This window comes from Enterovibrio sp. FF113 (assembly GCF_041439165.1).
In the GTDB taxonomy this organism is placed as follows: domain Bacteria; phylum Pseudomonadota; class Gammaproteobacteria; order Enterobacterales; family Vibrionaceae; genus Enterovibrio; species Enterovibrio norvegicus_A.
Genome location: NZ_JBGONO010000002.1, coordinates 142,224 through 158,975, shown reverse-complemented (window position 1 = coordinate 158,975; position 16,752 = coordinate 142,224). Strand labels below are relative to the sequence as shown.

The 16,752-nt window shown below is 51.9% G+C and carries 16 protein-coding genes; all 16 read left to right on the top strand.

Features of this window, described 5'->3' with window-relative positions:
- Window positions 1-54: 54 nt before the first annotated feature.
- A complete protein-coding gene (locus ACED36_RS02465; RefSeq protein WP_017005637.1) occupies window positions 55-546 on the top strand; it encodes a cyclin-dependent kinase inhibitor 3 family protein in 492 nt (163 codons plus the stop codon).
- A 530-nt stretch (window positions 547-1,076) separates the two neighbouring features.
- Window positions 1,077-3,020 (top strand): phage tail sheath family protein, encoded by a 1,944-nt coding sequence (locus ACED36_RS02460; protein ID WP_371732717.1) that lies wholly within the window; start codon window positions 1,077-1,079, stop codon window positions 3,018-3,020.
- A gap of 110 nt (window positions 3,021-3,130) precedes the next feature.
- On the top strand, window positions 3,131-3,658 hold the full coding sequence (locus ACED36_RS02455; protein WP_016958829.1) for a phage tail protein: 528 nt from the start codon (window positions 3,131-3,133) through the stop codon (window positions 3,656-3,658).
- Window positions 3,659-3,668: 10 nt separating this feature from the next.
- Window positions 3,669-4,469, top strand: coding sequence for a hypothetical protein (locus ACED36_RS02450; protein WP_016958828.1), 801 nt, complete (start codon window positions 3,669-3,671; stop codon window positions 4,467-4,469).
- 63 nt (window positions 4,470-4,532) lie between these two features.
- On the top strand, window positions 4,533-5,465 hold the full coding sequence (locus ACED36_RS02445; RefSeq protein WP_371732716.1) for a hypothetical protein: 933 nt from the start codon (window positions 4,533-4,535) through the stop codon (window positions 5,463-5,465).
- The gene (locus ACED36_RS02440) at window positions 5,462-6,772 is read left to right on the top strand and encodes a DUF4255 domain-containing protein (RefSeq protein ID WP_017003647.1); all 1,311 of its coding nucleotides are present in this window, start codon (window positions 5,462-5,464) and stop codon (window positions 6,770-6,772) included. The genes ACED36_RS02445 and ACED36_RS02440 overlap by 4 nt, the downstream gene beginning before the upstream one ends.
- Window positions 6,769-8,844 (top strand): ATP-binding protein, encoded by a 2,076-nt coding sequence (locus ACED36_RS02435; RefSeq protein ID WP_371732715.1) that lies wholly within the window; start codon window positions 6,769-6,771, stop codon window positions 8,842-8,844. The genes ACED36_RS02440 and ACED36_RS02435 overlap by 4 nt, the downstream gene beginning before the upstream one ends.
- Window positions 8,837-10,510: a DUF4157 domain-containing protein gene (locus ACED36_RS02430; RefSeq protein WP_371732714.1), complete on the top strand. Its 1,674-nt coding sequence runs from the start codon at window positions 8,837-8,839 to the stop codon at window positions 10,508-10,510. Before ACED36_RS02435 ends, ACED36_RS02430 begins: the two co-directional genes overlap by 8 nt.
- A gap of 11 nt (window positions 10,511-10,521) precedes the next feature.
- Complete coding sequence (locus ACED36_RS02425) at window positions 10,522-10,746, top strand: hypothetical protein (protein WP_016958823.1); 225 nt, start codon at window positions 10,522-10,524, stop codon at window positions 10,744-10,746.
- Window positions 10,747-11,370 carry a hypothetical protein gene (locus ACED36_RS02420; RefSeq protein WP_017005648.1) on the top strand — a complete coding sequence of 208 codons (624 nt, stop codon included), beginning with the start codon at window positions 10,747-10,749 and terminating at the stop codon, window positions 11,368-11,370.
- Window positions 11,371-11,446: 76 nt separating this feature from the next.
- Entirely contained in the window at window positions 11,447-11,791 is a 345-nt protein-coding gene (locus ACED36_RS02415; protein WP_371732713.1) for a LysM domain-containing protein, read from the top strand.
- On the top strand, window positions 11,791-12,918 hold the full coding sequence (locus ACED36_RS02410) for a hypothetical protein (protein ID WP_016958820.1): 1,128 nt from the start codon (window positions 11,791-11,793) through the stop codon (window positions 12,916-12,918). The genes ACED36_RS02415 and ACED36_RS02410 overlap by 1 nt, the downstream gene beginning before the upstream one ends.
- Entirely contained in the window at window positions 12,915-13,430 is a 516-nt protein-coding gene (locus ACED36_RS02405) for a phage baseplate assembly protein V (protein WP_017003639.1), read from the top strand. The genes ACED36_RS02410 and ACED36_RS02405 overlap by 4 nt, the downstream gene beginning before the upstream one ends.
- A gap of 62 nt (window positions 13,431-13,492) precedes the next feature.
- Window positions 13,493-13,816 (top strand): hypothetical protein, encoded by a 324-nt coding sequence (locus ACED36_RS02400; RefSeq protein WP_016958818.1) that lies wholly within the window; start codon window positions 13,493-13,495, stop codon window positions 13,814-13,816.
- Window positions 13,817-13,870: 54 nt separating this feature from the next.
- Window positions 13,871-14,236 carry a GPW/gp25 family protein gene (locus ACED36_RS02395; protein WP_016958817.1) on the top strand — a complete coding sequence of 122 codons (366 nt, stop codon included), beginning with the start codon at window positions 13,871-13,873 and terminating at the stop codon, window positions 14,234-14,236.
- The gene (locus ACED36_RS02390; protein WP_371732712.1) at window positions 14,233-16,752 is read left to right on the top strand and encodes a baseplate J/gp47 family protein; all 2,520 of its coding nucleotides are present in this window, start codon (window positions 14,233-14,235) and stop codon (window positions 16,750-16,752) included. Before ACED36_RS02395 ends, ACED36_RS02390 begins: the two co-directional genes overlap by 4 nt.

The following is a 16,752-nucleotide window of genomic DNA, read 5'->3' as shown; positions in this document are numbered from 1 at the left end:
GCAAAATGGCATCGCAACCAAAATCAGCAAGATGAAAGGATCAAAGGGAAATAAATGACACATCCAATATGGGAACTGCCTGTAGAAACGGGCGCATTGATCTTAACGCCTTGCCCTGGCACCAAAGGCACGCCACTAAAGGAAAGCTTAGAGCAACTTAAAGCACAAGGCGTGACCGTAATAGTGACGGCGATTAACCACGCCGAAATGGCGAAAAAAGGTGTGACCGAATTGAGTGACTGCGCGGAGCAAGTCGGTATCGCTTGGTTCCATGCGCCGATTGAAGACGATGAAGTACCGGAAGCCGTGTTTGTGCAAAGCTGGCAGCAGTGCCAACCTCGCTTGCATCAGGCCATCGCCAATGGTGAAAAAGTGGCGTTACATTGCATGGGCGGTTCAGGTCGCACGGGTTTAATGGCTGCGCACTTGCTGCTAGAGCGTGGCTGGGAATTGGACGACATTATTCGCGAAGTACAAGCCCTCCGCCCTGGTGCATTCACCAAGCAAGTTCAAATGGATTATATTCGCGATTTCGTCAGCCAGTAATCCGCTTTACATCCTCGATTTAAAAAAGCTGCCTCTGCAGCTTTTTTTTTTCGATATGATTGTCACATATGTTGAGAGGCTGATTGGGAATACAAGAATAGGGGGACGTTAATAAGCAGTAATATGTATATCAATAAATCTAGCCTTTAAGTCATCAAGACTAATAAGTTAGACAATAAAGAGAGTATTGGTAGCGGCTTACTCCCTTATTTCATCAATAAATAAGAACGATTACATTTCACCTAATCACTTGAAAATTAGGCATTAATACGACTGTTCTTTTTCCGCTATACGATCTTATTAAATCGCATACTCCAATTTTTAAGACAATGCGATGGTTAAATATTGACCATGATCTTGTGTATCGTAAGATCGATACTGTGTCTGTCGTGGTATGCAACCCTGACTTATTCCCCATCCGTTTAACAACGCTAATTTAGGTTTCTATCATTGGGTTTGCGTCAGGGCATTCCTACCACAAGTTAACGCCAATCATTAAGGATCCATTGTCTTGGTAGAGGAGGTCACCCATGCCAGTAGCACTGACATATCCCGGCGTTTATATTCAAGAAATTCCCAGTGGTAGCCGATCAATTAGCGGAATTGCCACATCCATTTCTGCGTTTGTCGGTGGCTTTTCCCGCGGCCCTCTCAATGTCCCTGTACGTATGTTCCATGTCGGCGATTTCGATACGAATTTCGGCGGCGTGCATACGGACAGTGAAACCAGCTATGCGCTCTCGCAGTTTTATATCAACGGCGGCGGTGAGGCAATCGCGGTGCGAGTTGGCGGTGGTACCAACGGCAACCTAACAGCGCAAAGCTGGAATGGCGCAACCTCGCTCACTTTTTCTGCCGGACGACAATTTCAGGACAATGCGGTTCAAGATCCCGGAGGATGGAACAACCACATTCGGGTCGATGTTGATTATCAATCGTCAGACCCCTCCGCGTTGTTCAATCTCGCGGTGACCGAAATTCGCCACGTTGATGGGCTGGAAATTCCGGTTCGTAACGAGTCCTACCGCAATGTATCCATGTTGGCGACCCATCCGCGCTATGTATTGAATGTCGTCAATGATGATTCAATGATGGTGCAACTTACCTCGGCGGGTAATACCGACATGCCGGCACCTACCGGATTTTACTCCGATGTTCAGGACACCACGCAGTATGCGGGTATGGCCGATGCCAACACCTTGCAGGTTGATTTAGGGACGGGTGCGCATGACGTGACAGTGGATGCCACCACCAAACCTGTGACTATCGCTGATGCCGCATTGATGCTGCAAAACGCGATCCGCGATACAAGACCCGCCGATCCGCTTTGGGCGCAATGCCAAGTGGTGGTGCGCGGCACAAGAATAGGTGTTTTCACTGGCAGAAACAGCGCCGAATATCGTGCAGGACAAGTGGTGTCCGTGGCGGAGTCAGTCGGTGATTTCGGCACCGTAATCGGCTTAGTCGGCAGTGTCACCGCCAATGTTCAACAATACGCCATGAATACCGCGGCACCGGCTGGGCATCAGACCGTTGCGACGGCGGGAGTCGATGCAGTTGCTGCTCCTACCGCTGCGCAACTGCGTGGGAATCGGGCATTGCGCACGGGTTTTTATGCCTTGGAAGATGTGGATTTATTCAATCTTCTCGCCATACCTGAAGCGTCAGATTTGGGTTCGGTTGCCAATATGTCCAGCGTGATAAGCCCTGCCATGAGCTATTGCGAAGAGCAGCGTGCCTTCTTATTGATTGACCCACCTGCAGATGCAAACAGTGTTGACGAGGCCATAGATTGGCTTGATGAAGTCGCAGGTGCAGGCCTTCGTCATCGTAACACGGCAGCTTACTATCCTCGGGTTCAGGTTCCTGACCCCAACAATGAAAACCGACTCAGAACCATCGCCCCGAGTGGCACGATTGCTGGGCTTTACGCGCGTAAAGATACCGAAGCGGGTATTTGGACAGCAGCAGCAGGGATCACGGCAAGTCTTCGCAATGTGATTGGCTTTAATCATGCCCTGACCAATAACGAAATTGGGCAGCTAAACCCTATCGGTCTTAATTGCCTAAGAAACGGCGGGATCAGCGGGAACATTGCATGGGGTGCAAGAACCTTGCGTGGCGCGAACGAATTGGCGTCTGAATGGACTTACATTCCCGTGCGGCGAACCGCGTTGTTTATCGAAGAGTCCTTGTTCCGAGGCTTGCAGTGGGCCGTGTTCCAACCTAATGACGAACCGCTTTGGTCAGAAATTCGCATTGCGGTGGGTAATTTCATGCAGGGACTGTTCAGACAAGGCGCATTTCAGGGCACGGCACCCGAGCAGGCGTTTCGTGTCAAGTGTGATGCGGAAACCACTACGCAAGCTAACATCGATGCGGGCGTGGTGAATGTGCTGGTGGGTTTCGCGCCGTTAAAACCTGCGGAATTTGTGGTTGTGAGTCTGCAATTGATGAATAACAGCGGCGGGTAATCCTTCTACCTGTTGGTGAAAGCCCGCAGGTCTGTTGGAAATCATTTTTCGGTTCCGTGTTGTTCGGTTTTATTGGTTTAGTGTTCTTCGGTAAATAGCGAGGGGGCGACATGTCTCAGCTCAACGTGAATGGTCAACGTATTGTGCCTTATCCCGGCTACAAATTTATCATCAAGGAAGCCGGTGGAGATGTGCTCGCGGCGGTGCAAAAAGTATCGGGTCTCAGCCGTTCTGTCGAAGTGATGGAGTACCGCGAAGGGGGAGACCCTTCTCATACCCGCAAATCGCCGGGCCAAGTGAAATTTGAAGCCATCACCCTTGAACGTGGTGTAACGGAAAACCTGCAATTCGAGCAATGGGCTAACAAAGTCTGGCGAATTGGCACAGATTTGGGTGGTGAAGTTTCACTGGCAGATTTTCGCAAAACACTCATTCTCGACGTGCTGAATGAAGCAGGGCAAAAGGTCATGAGTTACACACTCTTCCAATGCTGGGTATCAGAGTACAAGGCTATTCCGGCGCTCGATGCATCAAGTTCTGCATTTATGATCCAATCGGTAAAACTTGAAAATGAAGGGTGGGAGCGTAATGCAGTGACAGTGCCAAAAGAACCTAGCTTTGTGCATCCGGAACAGTGAGTGATCCACCATGCGTGTCACGATTTCGGCACTCAATGACAATGATCGCGTTGCGCTTTGGGAAAAGGCACTTGATATGTCGCCACCCGATCGCAATCTGGCTTTGCTCGCCGCTTATCTTCCAAAGCCGTCAGATGAAGATGTTGGCGAATGGACGCTGGCAGGTCGCGACCACTTTCTACTTCTTGCCTATCGTTGTGAGTTTGGTGAAAACATCACGGTGACGTCACCTTGCGTATCATGCGATACCAAAACCCAGTTGTCTTTTCGTGTTTCCGACGTTTTAGCGACAAGTTCAGACCGCCTTAAAACGGCCTGCCATTTAGATTCAGTCAACACAGAGGCGTATCTTCCTCATTACGTGTCAATGAATGACGACGAGTTCAGTTGTCGATTTCGTCTACCGACAATCGGTGATCTTTACCTGCTCGCGTCTGCCCATTCTCCACTTTCACAGCTTGCACAATGTGTGCTGGCACCTGAAAGCTATAACGATGTCGCCACTGCAATCACGCAGAAGGACGACCCAGTTTCCGCGTGGGAAGGTGTCTATCAAACCCTCGAAGCGCAAATGTTAGCGATAGAACCGCTTACCATTGTTTCGCTCAATGCCTCTTGCCCAGAGTGCAAAGGCGAAACTGCACACCAATTCGATATTGTCAGTCAGTTTTGGGCATTGTTGGCTGCCGACGTGGAGCGTCAACTGTGGGACGTGCACATTCTTGCGTCTGCTTACGGTTGGTCGAGCCACGACATTCTGGCTATGAGCCCTGCGCGCCGCCGTCAACACATCGCGATGGTGATTGAATAGCAATGTTTATGAAAGACTTACTAAGATCAGGCTGTTACCTCATCTTATCCAAAGGATACGTGTATGAGTCGCCAATTAGGACATTACATTCGCCGAAACATTGATGGCTTTCAGACGCTGAAACCGGTGGTGAACTCTTACTATGCTGGTGCGACGCGGTCAGTGTCGGCTTCTGCGTCGAATGTCAGTCAAGATCGTGTTCAGTCAGAACCCTTGGTCGATGATTTAAATACGGTGAGTGATGGAATGGAAGGTGACACTGTCACTAATTCGTTGTTGGAAACTCACCTTGAAGAATCGCCCAATCAAACAGCATCACAGCGTGCTCCAAGCAGACAAGATGAAGTTACGGGTAATCACGATGTGACCATTAACATCGAGAAAACACAGGTTGGTTCTCATCCTTCTCGTATTTCAAAGACGAAAGGCCAAGCGAACAATACTGATGTGAGTGATGCTTTTAATCATCCGGTCTCCACCAATCCGTCTTCATCGAATACACCTATTCATGCACCGCTAAATACACCGTCGACTCCAACTCGAACACGACATGATTTCACGCAACAAGTGGCGGCATCCATTTTGGGTGAGACGGATGCGAATCAATCGCCAAGTGAGCAACCCGTAATTGAACATGCCTCAGTTGAAAGGCATATACCGAATAACAAACAAGATGAACAGAGGATAGCGTCGAATTTACATCTTTTAGCAGAACAGCGCCTTCGCGCAGAGCCTGCAGCTCATGATCTTCCGAATCGTGATGAATCGCCTCGTCATGCAAGAACAGACAAGCCTGCACTGCGCAGTGTCACCAACCGACATCGTGCCGATTCCCCGCAACCCATTACGGTAAATTTGACGATTGATCAAGTGTCGATCATTGCTAGCAAAGCGGATTCTCAAACCCCATCGCAAGCGCAGCGTCAAACAACCACTTGGAAGCCCGATCTCACATTGTCTGACTATTTACGTCAGCGTCAGGACGGTGAACGATGAGTAGTGCACTTGCCATCGCAGGCGTCACCCAATTGTTGCGCGATCTGCTCAATGATGGGCTGGTGGATCACGATGTGGCGGCGGTGGTGAACACTAATGTGCCTGTTCACGCATTGGCACCGGATCAAATGCTGGCACAAGAAGACAACAATGCCCCTGCGCTAAATGTTTTTCTCTATCACACAGAGGTGAACGCAGCGTGGGCGAATCAGTGTCTGCCAACACGTAATCCAGAGGGGAATCGAGTCAACAACACGCCATTACCGCTCGACCTTTATTATCTGGTGTGTGCTTATGGCACGGCAGATCTGCATGGCGATGTATTGCTCGGTTATGCGATGCAAATACTGCACGAACACCCTGGATTTACGCGAACAGAAATCCAAACCGCATTGAACCCTTCGCCAGCCATTGCCGCGGGCTTACCGCCACTTTTGCAAGCGTTGGCTGACACCGGACTTGCTGATCAAGCAGAAGCGCTTCGTATTGCGCCACATCAAATGCCAATGGCGGAAAAATCCGGCCTTTGGAGCGCTCTGCAAAGTCAATATCGACCCTCGATGGCCTATCGCGTTTCCACGGTATTGATCGAAGCGGAATATGGCACACGAAATCCGCTCCCCGTGCTGACCATTGGCGAAGATGATCTCGGTCCTACGGTATTTCCTCACCTGTTATCGTCCTTGCCTCAACTCACCCGTGTTATTTCGCCTGCACACCAAGCAAGTGCAAGGCTGGGCGATATTCTGGATGTTGAAGGCCGTGCACTTGATGGCGCTAATCCACGTTTCACGCTTTCTCATCTCTCACTCGACATAGAACACACGGTGGCTGCCAATGCTGGCGGCTCCGCGCAAGGGCAGTCTTTAACGCTGCCAAACGTCCCCGCCAACTGGGCATCAGGTATCTATTCAATCTCTTATGCCGTAGATGTCAATGGGGCAACACAACAATCCAATGAACTGACAGCACAAATCGCGCCTGTATTGGCGCTGCCACCAAATAGCGTTGTACGAAATGGCCAAGCCGTCATCGTCACCGTCGGGGTGTCACCCAATGTACACCCCGGTCAACAAGCAACACTTTGGTTAGGCAGCGAAGGCGCTCAGGCTGAGTCGGTGTCCGTGATTACGAGCACACTGGTCTTTCACTTTGGGCCTTTGGCTGCAGGCATCTACCCCGCGAGATTGCGGGTAGATGGCGCAGACAGTTGGTTCATCCTCAAAGACAGGCCGCCCATCGCGCCGGATTTCACAACACGCGCGCCCATTTATGATCCCACGCAAAGAGTAGAGGTGCCAGCATGACTGATACCTTCCGTGTTAATACCTCAGCGCAAGAACAACGCGCAGAATTTGGAAATAATCCGTCAGGTAGTGGACCCGCGGTTGATCTGTTTTCTCAATGGCAGGCGACCAATCAGGCACATATATCTCGACTCATCGAATGGGTACTTGTGTCGTTCGATGCGGTGCGAAATGAAGAGTCAGGGCACTGTACGTTAGCGGATATCAATAAAGGCTTCGTCTGTGATCCTCCTACCGCCTTTAACGTGTTAGTGCAGCAGTTCGACTTGAATGAGGGCGATCAAGCCGTACTGGCTTTGGTTCTAGCGATGTCATTTGATGGTCGTGTTGCTGCAAAATGCGCCATGGTGACAGAGAATTCAAGACGTTCTCACCCAACAGCAACACTGGCATTTTCAGTTTCTCATGATTGTGATTGGGGCAGTTTTTCCCCTCATAGTCCGCTGCGCTATTGGTTACTTTTGGAATGGCAGCCGATAGGAAATGGCGATGCCACGCTGGTTGTCGATGAACGTATCCTCAATTTCTTACGTGGTATCAACTACCTTGACGAGCGCTTGGCGGTGATGCTTGAGCCGATGCCCGCGGTCGCCAGTGATGCGTCGCTTTCTTATTCTCAATCACGCGGGTTGCAATCTGCACTCACCTACATACAGCAATCCCATCAGCATCAACTCAACCTGCATCAATCGCACCCGCATCAATCTCATCGCCAGCAAGTGGTGATTGAGTTTTTTGGTGAGGACAAACCCAGTAAAACCTTGATGGCTGCAGCCCTTGCACACCAACTTGGTGCGACGGTTCAAATCCTTCATGCCACCAGTTTGCCAACTCAGCCCAATGATTTGGATGCGCTGGCAAGGTTATGGCAACGCGAAGCAGGGTTAATGCCATTGCTGTTGCTCATTGAAGGGGCTGACGACCCAGCGCGTCTCAGACAGTTGCAGCAGTTTGTTGGCCGTGTCGGCGGGCTGGTGATGATTGATGCGGGCGTCATGCCCATGGGTGTGACACCCAACAGCTTTCCGCTTTTGGTTGAAAGGCCGACGGTGGAAGAGCAAGAAGGTTTGTGGCGAAACGCTATTCAAGGGGCAAATGAAAGTTTACCGGCACGATTGTCGGAGCAGTTTTCGCTCAGTCAGCAAGACATCAACCAAATGACCTTGATTGCTGAATCCGGCGGCGGAGAGTCACTCCTTCATTCTGACCCTCGATTTGAAAAAGCGCTTTGGACATGTTGTCAGCAACGCGCTGCATCATCACTCGCGAAATTGGCGCAGCGTATCGACTGTAAAGCCAGTTGGCAAACGCTGGTGTTGCCGCCAGCACAGACCAAAATGCTGGATCAGCTCACCGCACAAGTTGGGCTTCGCAGCCGAGTTTATCAGCAATGGGGTTTTCGTCATCGTATGAGTCGCGGCATGGGGATCAGCGCCATGTTTTGTGGTGACAGTGGCACAGGCAAAACCATGGCCGCTGAAGCGATTGCTAATGAACTTGGCTTGGATTTGTACCGCATTGATTTATCCAGCGTGATCAGTAAATACATCGGTGATACAGAAAAGAAAATGCGCGAGTTGTTTCAAGCGGCCGAACAATGCGGAGCGATTCTGTTTTTTGATGAAGCCGATGCCTTGTTTGGCAAGCGCAGCGAAGTGAAAAACAGTAACGATCGCTTTGCCAATATCGGCATTGATGACTTGTTGCAACGTATTGAAACTTATCGAGGTTTAGCCATTCTTGCGACCAATTTGAAATCCTCCGTCGATAAAGCGTTTCTGCGTCGACTACGCTTTGTCGTCGATTTCCCCTTCCCCGGGCCATTAGAGCGCGAACGCATTTGGTTTACTGCATTCCCGCCTGAAACACCGCTCTCAGCCGATGTGAATCCCACTCGTCTTTCTAGGCTCAATTTAACGGGCGGGAGTATTCACAATGTCGCTTTGAATGGCGCGTTCTTAGCTGCTCAACACGGCGATTGTGTTTCCATGCAATGGCTAATGGAAGCGGCGGCGGCCGAGTTACAAAAGCTAGATCGACCGATTAAAGCGGGGGACCTAGAATATGAATGAATTCGCCAACCCAAGCCTGCATGCCGTAAAAGATCAGCCTGCGCCAGCACCCTTTCAGATGTCGAGGCAATCGCCAGTTCTGCAACGTAAATGCAGTTGTGGTAACACCGCGACACAAGGCGCACCTTGCTCAGCGTGTGGGGCGAAAGCGCCTATGTCAGCTCAGTCTAGCGCTGCGTTCGCGGGTTCAGGTGTGAGCATGACAAAGCCACCGATGAGCACCAACTCGCAACAGCCAGACGGGCATTTGCCTGAAGCGTTACGTCAGCGAGCAGAAAAGACATTCGGCGCAGAGTTTCCGGAAGCCAAGCTTTATACCGGAGGTGTTGCCCAGCGTTACGCCCGTCAACTTCAAGCAAAAGCCTTTACCGCAGGGTCAGATGTTTACTTTGGCTCAGGCTTTTACAACCCCGATTCGCAACAGGGTCTCTCACTCATAGGCCATGAACTCACCCATGTTGTTCAGCAGCGACGAGGTTTGGCGTTCTCAAAACTTCATGGCGAAGGGGATACCTACGAGCAAGAAGCGGATCGAGGCGGCGAAGCGTTCGCTGCAGGTAAGCGGTTTCAGATTTCATCACCTAAAGGTTCTGTCGGTAAATGGGCGCAACGCATGGGAGCGGCGTCATCTGCAAAGGCTGTAGGAATGGATGACCCGACTCATGATCTCGATTTCTTGGGCGAGATGATGGAGGAGCCAGAAGTCGAGAGTCTGTTTGCAGATTTGCAGTCTTTGGAAGATCACAAAAACAAACTCTATTTAATCCCAGAGTCTGCCATAGAATCATTCGGTAATAATGGCACACCAACGCCGACCCCAACACCAAAGGCTGCACCGATCCCACAAGCCAAGCGACTGGATGGAGTGACACCAAGAAATAGCATGCCCCTCATCCAAAGGGCGGTTGTGGCGGGGTGTCATGTACCCGCGATGACCATGGGGCAAATTGGCATCGTCGCTCACCGTCAGATTGGCGGATTTTGTGGTGTTATTCATCAAGCCATTTCACCGTCAACGCCTTGTCTCGGTGGTGGTCATCCCGGGTTCCAAATCCCGGGCTCAACGCGCCCAGATATGGTCAAGCAATACAGTCAGGGGCCGTTTTTGGATGAAGTTGGAGAAATTAAGCCCGCCTCTTGGCTCAATGGTCGTCAGGCTGACGCCGAAGCGCAACTTAATCGTGATATTGCTAATTACCAGAGGATTATTGGTCCAGCGACAAGTATGTGGTCATACGCTTTTCCTACCATGCCATTCGTTGGCAATCCCCTGCAGAACATAGATGTGTGGCCACCAACGGGTGGGGCGACTTCCAACGGCGTTTACTACTATCGCTGTCGAAACACGCGCCGAAGACGCGCTCCTCGTCGAGTCAGAATTCGCGTCAGATTACCTGTTCCCGTGTTACTTCCGCGAACAGCACCGAGGTTGGTGCCGCATCCAACGCCAGCGCCTCAACCACAACCCACGCCGAGGCCAGTAGAACCCCAATCTGAACCGTGGCAAGTGCCGGAAATGCCGGATCTTCGCCCCGCTGTAAAACCCGTACTTGTTGGAGCCGCGGCTGTAGGACTTGGTTATTTGATTTATCGCGGCGTTCGCATGATCCCGTCGCTGGCGCCGCCGCTATGGTGGACGATACCCGGCAACTTAGCGGTGCCATAAGGGAGAACGAAATGACACAACTTAACGTGCACTTCCGGCACATTGAAATCAGCAGCGACGCGGGTTATGCCGATGTCTATCGCGCGATGTCTACCGCCGTGTCGACGCAATGGCCAGTGATGGAGTCGTTCAGCACTGAGCAACAGTTGGTGGCCAAAGAGAAGGCGATAGTGAGGGCCACTGATGCATTGATGCATCAACTGACTAGCCACAAACACAGCGTAAAGGGGCGATAAATGTTATCGAGTCAGCCGAACTACGTTAAAGCCGGCATTGTGTTGCTCGATCCGCAAAGTGGCGAGCCCGTAAATGCGATTCCATTGCTGATCAATCCTTCCACGCTCAGTACGCAGTTTGAAGTGAAATCGCAGGCAGGGTCGCAAACTCGTACAGAGCAGATGCGACTCAATGGGCCTCCAACCGAATCGATCAGTTTTGAGGCCATTCTCGATGCCACTGATGCGCTCGAGCGGGGCGATGAGGATGCGGTGACTTATGGCATTGGCCATTACATCGCCGCGTTGAGAAGCTTGATTTCGCCGACGAAGCGGCAACTGCTGCAAAACGATGCGCGAGCCCGAGAAGGAAAGCTGACCATTATTCCGATGGTTCAGCCATTGCCCTTGTTTAGTTGGGGCGCGTATCGCCGCGTACCAGTGAAAGTCAAAAGCTTGGCTCTGACAGAAGAGTTTTTCAGCGCGCGGCTTAATCCATTAAGCGCGAAAGCCAACTTGAGTTTACAAGTGTTGACGGTCGACGATCTTGGCTTTGATCATCCCGCTTCGTCACTGTTTTTGCATTACCTCACTGGGCTAGAAACGCAGGCGGGGCGGGTCATTAAACCTGTCACAAATAGCTAAGTCCTGTTAGCCAGCTGCTGATTGCAAAAAGCAGCAACCGGAACACCACAAAACGGACGCCAATAAGGAATCATTGATGACTGATCTCACGCACTATTTACTCAGCAACACGGAAGAAACGGCGGACTTTGCGTCCAGCAGCCGTTATGCCGGTGCGCCGTTGAATGTGATGATGGATGATCGTGGCACAGAGCGTGTGTTTGTCAGTCGCCGATTCCTGCCGCAGCCTGCGTCCATTGAAAACGTGCAAAGCATGACGATCAGAGAAGGAGACCGGCTGGATTTACTCGGTGCGGCGTATTACGCCGACCCAACCCTTTGGTGGCGAATCGCCGATGCCAACTTGGTGCAGAATCCGAGCGAATTATTGACCATCGTCGGGCGCAGAATTGCTCTACATGGCGATGAAGGAGAGCAGTAATGTCAGAGGTGGTGATGAGTCTCTACATTGGCCCTGTTGCCCCTGTACCCGTATCAAAAGTGGTGATTAACGCCTTTGTCTCTTGCGAAGTGCGTTCAGTGACGGAAGGTAAATCAGGGTTTCAACTGGTGTTCGAGATTGACAATAACTCACCGCTTCATACGGTATTTCTGCTGTCAGCCAACAATCCCATCCCCTTAGTACGCACCGTGATCGCGATAGATATGTTCGGTCAAAAATCCGTGCTTATTGACGGTGTCGTCACCGATCATCGCGTTAGCCCCGGCAGTGCACCCGGTGTGTCTCGGCTCACGCTGACGGGAGAAGATCTCAGCCGTGTGCTCGATTACATCGATTTCAGTTTTATGCGTTATCCCGCCATGCCGGATTTTGCCCGCATTAATCTGGTTCTGGCGAAATACGCGTTTTTGGGGCTGATACCAAAAGTCATCCCGTCTGTGTTGATTGATGTGCCTATCCCCACAGAACGTATTCCGTCTCATCAAGGCACTGATCTGAATTACATCTTGTCGTTGGCGGAGCGTGTCGGCTACGTGTTCTACATCGAGCCCACGTCTCAAGTGGGTGTTTCAACCGCCTATTGGGGGCCTGACATTCGCATTGGCAAGGTTCAACGCCCGATTAATGACGACTTAGATGCACATCGAAACGTGGAATCCCTTTCAGGCAGTGTTGATACCCAAAGTGCGGTGATGCCTACGATCACGATTCAAAATCCGCAGACCAAGGTACCGCTGACGTTGCCCGTTCCTGATGTTAATCCCCTTAACCCGCCACTTGGCGTGTTGCGCCCAATCCCCCTTCGCACAGCACCGATCACAGGCACGGCCAAATACTCGCCCGTTCAAGCCGCGCTGGTGGGGTTAGCCAAAGCGGCAAGGTCTGCCGTTAGGGCGGTGAAAATGTCGGGTTCGCTTGATGTTTTGGCGTATGGCTCCTTATTGGAAGCAAGAAAATTGGTGTCAGTGCGCGGCGCAGGTCATGCGTTTAATGGACTGCATTACGTGGAATCCGTCACCACGACCATGAGCGAAGGCCAACTCAAACAGCAATTTGAACTGAGCCGAGATGGGCTGCTTTCAACCGTCAGTAGGGTGCCAGTATGAGCGAAAAGTTTTACGGGAAATATCGCGGCGTGGTGGTGAACAACGTCGATTTATCTCAGCAAGGGCGAATCCTAGCCACCGTTTCCGATGTGACAGGCATGCCACCCGGCAGCTGGTGCATGCCGTGTTTACCCGTGTTGGGTTTGAACGCCGGCATCTTTGCTGTGCCGCCCATTGGCGCGGGTGTCTGGATTGAGTTTGAACAGGGCGAAGTCGACCATCCGATTTGGACAGGGTGCTTTGCAGGCTCTGCGGCAGATGTGCCGACGTTGGCAAAAACCGCACCCGCGCCGATCTCCGCCATTACGCTGCAAACCATGGCGAAGAACGGCATCGTGATTTGCGATGCAGGCGGGCCTATGGGGTTGGGGGGTATTACCTTGCAGACCGCCACCGGCGTCACCTTGTCGGTGACTGACGCAGGAATATTCATCACCAACGGGAAAGGTGCACAAATTAGCTTGGTCGGGCCGACGGTAGATATTAATACCGGTGCGCTCACCATTACTTAGCGCTTAATGCTTAGTGATTAAACGCTCAACCACACCGTAAGCGCGAAACGAAGGAGACAGCCATGCCCGGGCCCTTGTTACATGTTGGTGCGACAGTCATGTGCTCCCATGGGGGTCAAGCGACACCGACAGTGCCGAATCCGCGAGTCGTGGTTTCGGGCGCGGCCACCGTATTGCTGACGTCTCCTTATGTCGTGGCAGGGTGCGCCATGCCACCCCCGACAGCGGGCAATGGACCTTGTATAACAGGGCAATTTTTATCGGGTTCGGTGCGTGTGGTGTCGATGGGGCAGCCTTTTGTGCTGCTAACTGGCCAATCTGTCTGCGCGCCAACAGGGACACCCTTGCTGCCAACTGTGGCGCAAGTACGTGTGATTGCGAGTTAATTTCCGACTTATTAACGGCTTAACTTATTAACGTCTTAATTTCGCGGAGGAAAGATGAATTATCCAGATTTCCCCTATCGCATTGATACTCAAGGGCGGACAGCGACAACGCTCCGCTTTGACCTCATTCGCGATCGCATTGAGCAGGTGTTATTCACTGAGCCAGGAGAGCGGGTGATGATGCCAACTTTTGGCTGTGGCTTAAACCGTCTGCTGTTTGCGGGAGTCAGTGATGCTTTGATAGAAGATACCCGCACATTGATTGCCACTTCGCTACAAAGCTGGATGCAAGATGACATCGAAGTGACGGATGTCTCTGTGCTATTTGATCAAGGTGCCATGTTTATCGACGTGTCCTATTTAGTGCTGCCATCGGGTGATCCCCAGCAAGCCCAATTTGTGAGGGAGTCTGCCGCATGATTTATTTTTGCTGTGACCAACGACGCAGAGAAGCAGTACGCAACAGTGCATTCAACGGTATCGACTTCGTAGAAGTATTGGACTTGGAGGCGGTGAATCCCGCTGATCGTCAGCGTTTTTTGCATCTTCACCTTGTCAACGACCCCGGCGCGGTGGTGTATACAGAAGACAATATTCGCATTGAAGGCGACGCCGCCGTTGAGATAGTCGCAGTCACCATGGGGCTGGACGGACAGCAAAACGTGGTCGTGATTGAACTCGCACAACCGGGCGATTTCGGCCCCTATATGCTCAATATTGTCACCAGCACGTTAAACCCTGCGCCGCCGCCCGAGATAGACCCCTTTCTGGCATCCATTACATTTTCGTTCAAAGTAGAATGTCCGACAGCGTTTGATTGTGTGAGTGATTGCGAGTGCGAAGCGCCGCCTGAACCAGAGACAGAAATAGATTACACCGCGCGTGATTATCTGTCGTTTCGCCGCATGATGCTCGATCGCATGGCCATTGTTGCTCCCGCTTTTGCCACTGGGCATCCTGCCGACCTTTCTACCGCCATTGTCGATATTCTCGCGTACACCGCCGATCAGTTGGCTTATCAACAAGATGCAGCCCAAACCGAAGCGTATCTCAACCGTGCGCGTTCGCGTATTTCACTGAAGCGGTTAACACGATTGTTGGATTATTCCGTGGATGAAGGCTGCAACGCGCGATGTTTTTGTCACTTTGCCGTGTCGGCTGATGTGCTGCCCATTGCGCCAAGCACAGCGGTGATCCCACAAGGTGCAGCAGTGTGTACAAGGCTGAGCGAACAGCCGATCACCTTTGCTAGAAACAATGCGTTACTGGCTCAAAGCGCCGCGGTGTACGAAACCTGTCACGACGTGCCAGCCTTGTTTGCCGCACACAATGAAATGGAATTTCATACGTGGAGTAACGCCCGGTGCCATCTCGCCAAAGGGTCAACGAGCGCGACGTTGGCAGGGCATCTGCCAAATCTCAGCCAAGGCCTGTATGTCGCGATGGAGGAAATCACTGGCGCGAAAACAGGCAATCAAGCCGACCGATTTTTAAATCATCGCCAAGTCGTGCTGTTGACAGAGGTACGCGCATTTGACGTCGCTAACGCGCCGCTGACTGACCCCATTACGGGCGATTTGATCACCGAAATCGTGTGGCATGATCGTGATGCCTTGCGTTTCCCCGTCTGCATATCGTCAGAAACCTCGATGGAAGAAGGAAGGCGATACATTGAGCCTGTCAGTGTCGTTCGTGGCAATGTGGTACTCGTCGATCACGGGCACACACAGGATGACGAAAATCTCGGCCAAGTGCCGTCACCATGGCTCAGTTGGGCGGCGGGCAAAGGCTTTGAATCAGGTCAGAATCACGGCGTGACTTGCGCCGATAGTCAATGCGATCAAGAACAGGCAGAAATGATCATGCCTGCATTTCGACCCAAACTCGCTCAATCACCACTGACCTTTGCACCAAATTATGCGTCAGGCGTACCGGCCTCAGATGCGTTGCGCACCCCTGAGCCGAACGCGACGTATCCTTGTATTGAACTCGATGGTGATGATGGTGTTGAAGTGCTGCCTTATCAGCCAGTCGCAGATTTGTTAGCCAGTGATGCCAGCGCGCGTGTGTTCACCGCTGAAATTGAACGCGACAACAGTGCCTCACTGCGGTTTGGTGATAACCAGTTTGGCCGTCGTCCACTTTCCGGCACCGCATTTAGCGCCCGTTATCGCGTGGGCTTGGGCACGTCGGGACATATTGGGCCTGATAAGCTGCATCACTTAGCGATAAACCTGCCTGAAGTGATTGAAGTGAGAAACATCACGGCGGGCGCAGGAGGGCGAAACCGAGAAACCAATGCCGCCATTCGTAAGCGCGCACCGTTCTTGTTCAAAACGCAAGAGCGAGCCGTCACTCGAGAAGATTATCAGACCCTTGGACGCCGCGTGGAATGGGTGCAAGACGTGAGTTGTGCCTATGTGCACACGGGCAGTTGGATCACCACGTTTGCATTGCCCGACCCAAAAGGGCGTATTGGTGTCACCGAAGATCAGCGCACGCAGTTACGCGGTCATTACGAAACATTCCGACTTGCCGCCCATGATGTCGCCGTGTCCACGCCCGTTTATGTGCCGCTGGAAATTACGCTGCATGTTTGTGTCGCGCCCAATGCGTCTAAATCTCATGTTCGCCAGCGCTTATTGACGATTTTTTCTCCGCAGCGACAAGCCAATGGTGCACTGGGGCTACTTCATCCCGATCAGTTCCGCGCCGGACAAATCTTGCACCTGTCGCCCATGTTAGCGGCAGCACAAAACGTAGAAGGGGTGATCGCCGCCAAAGCGACCCGTTTTCGTCGTTTTGGCGACCCGCGAACCAGTGGGCTGACAGGGCGAAAACTCCTGTTCGGTCGCACCGAAATTGCGCGAGTAGACAACGACGCCAGCCATCCTGGCAACGGTGTGTTTTTGCTCGACTTAGAAGGAGGGCGCTGA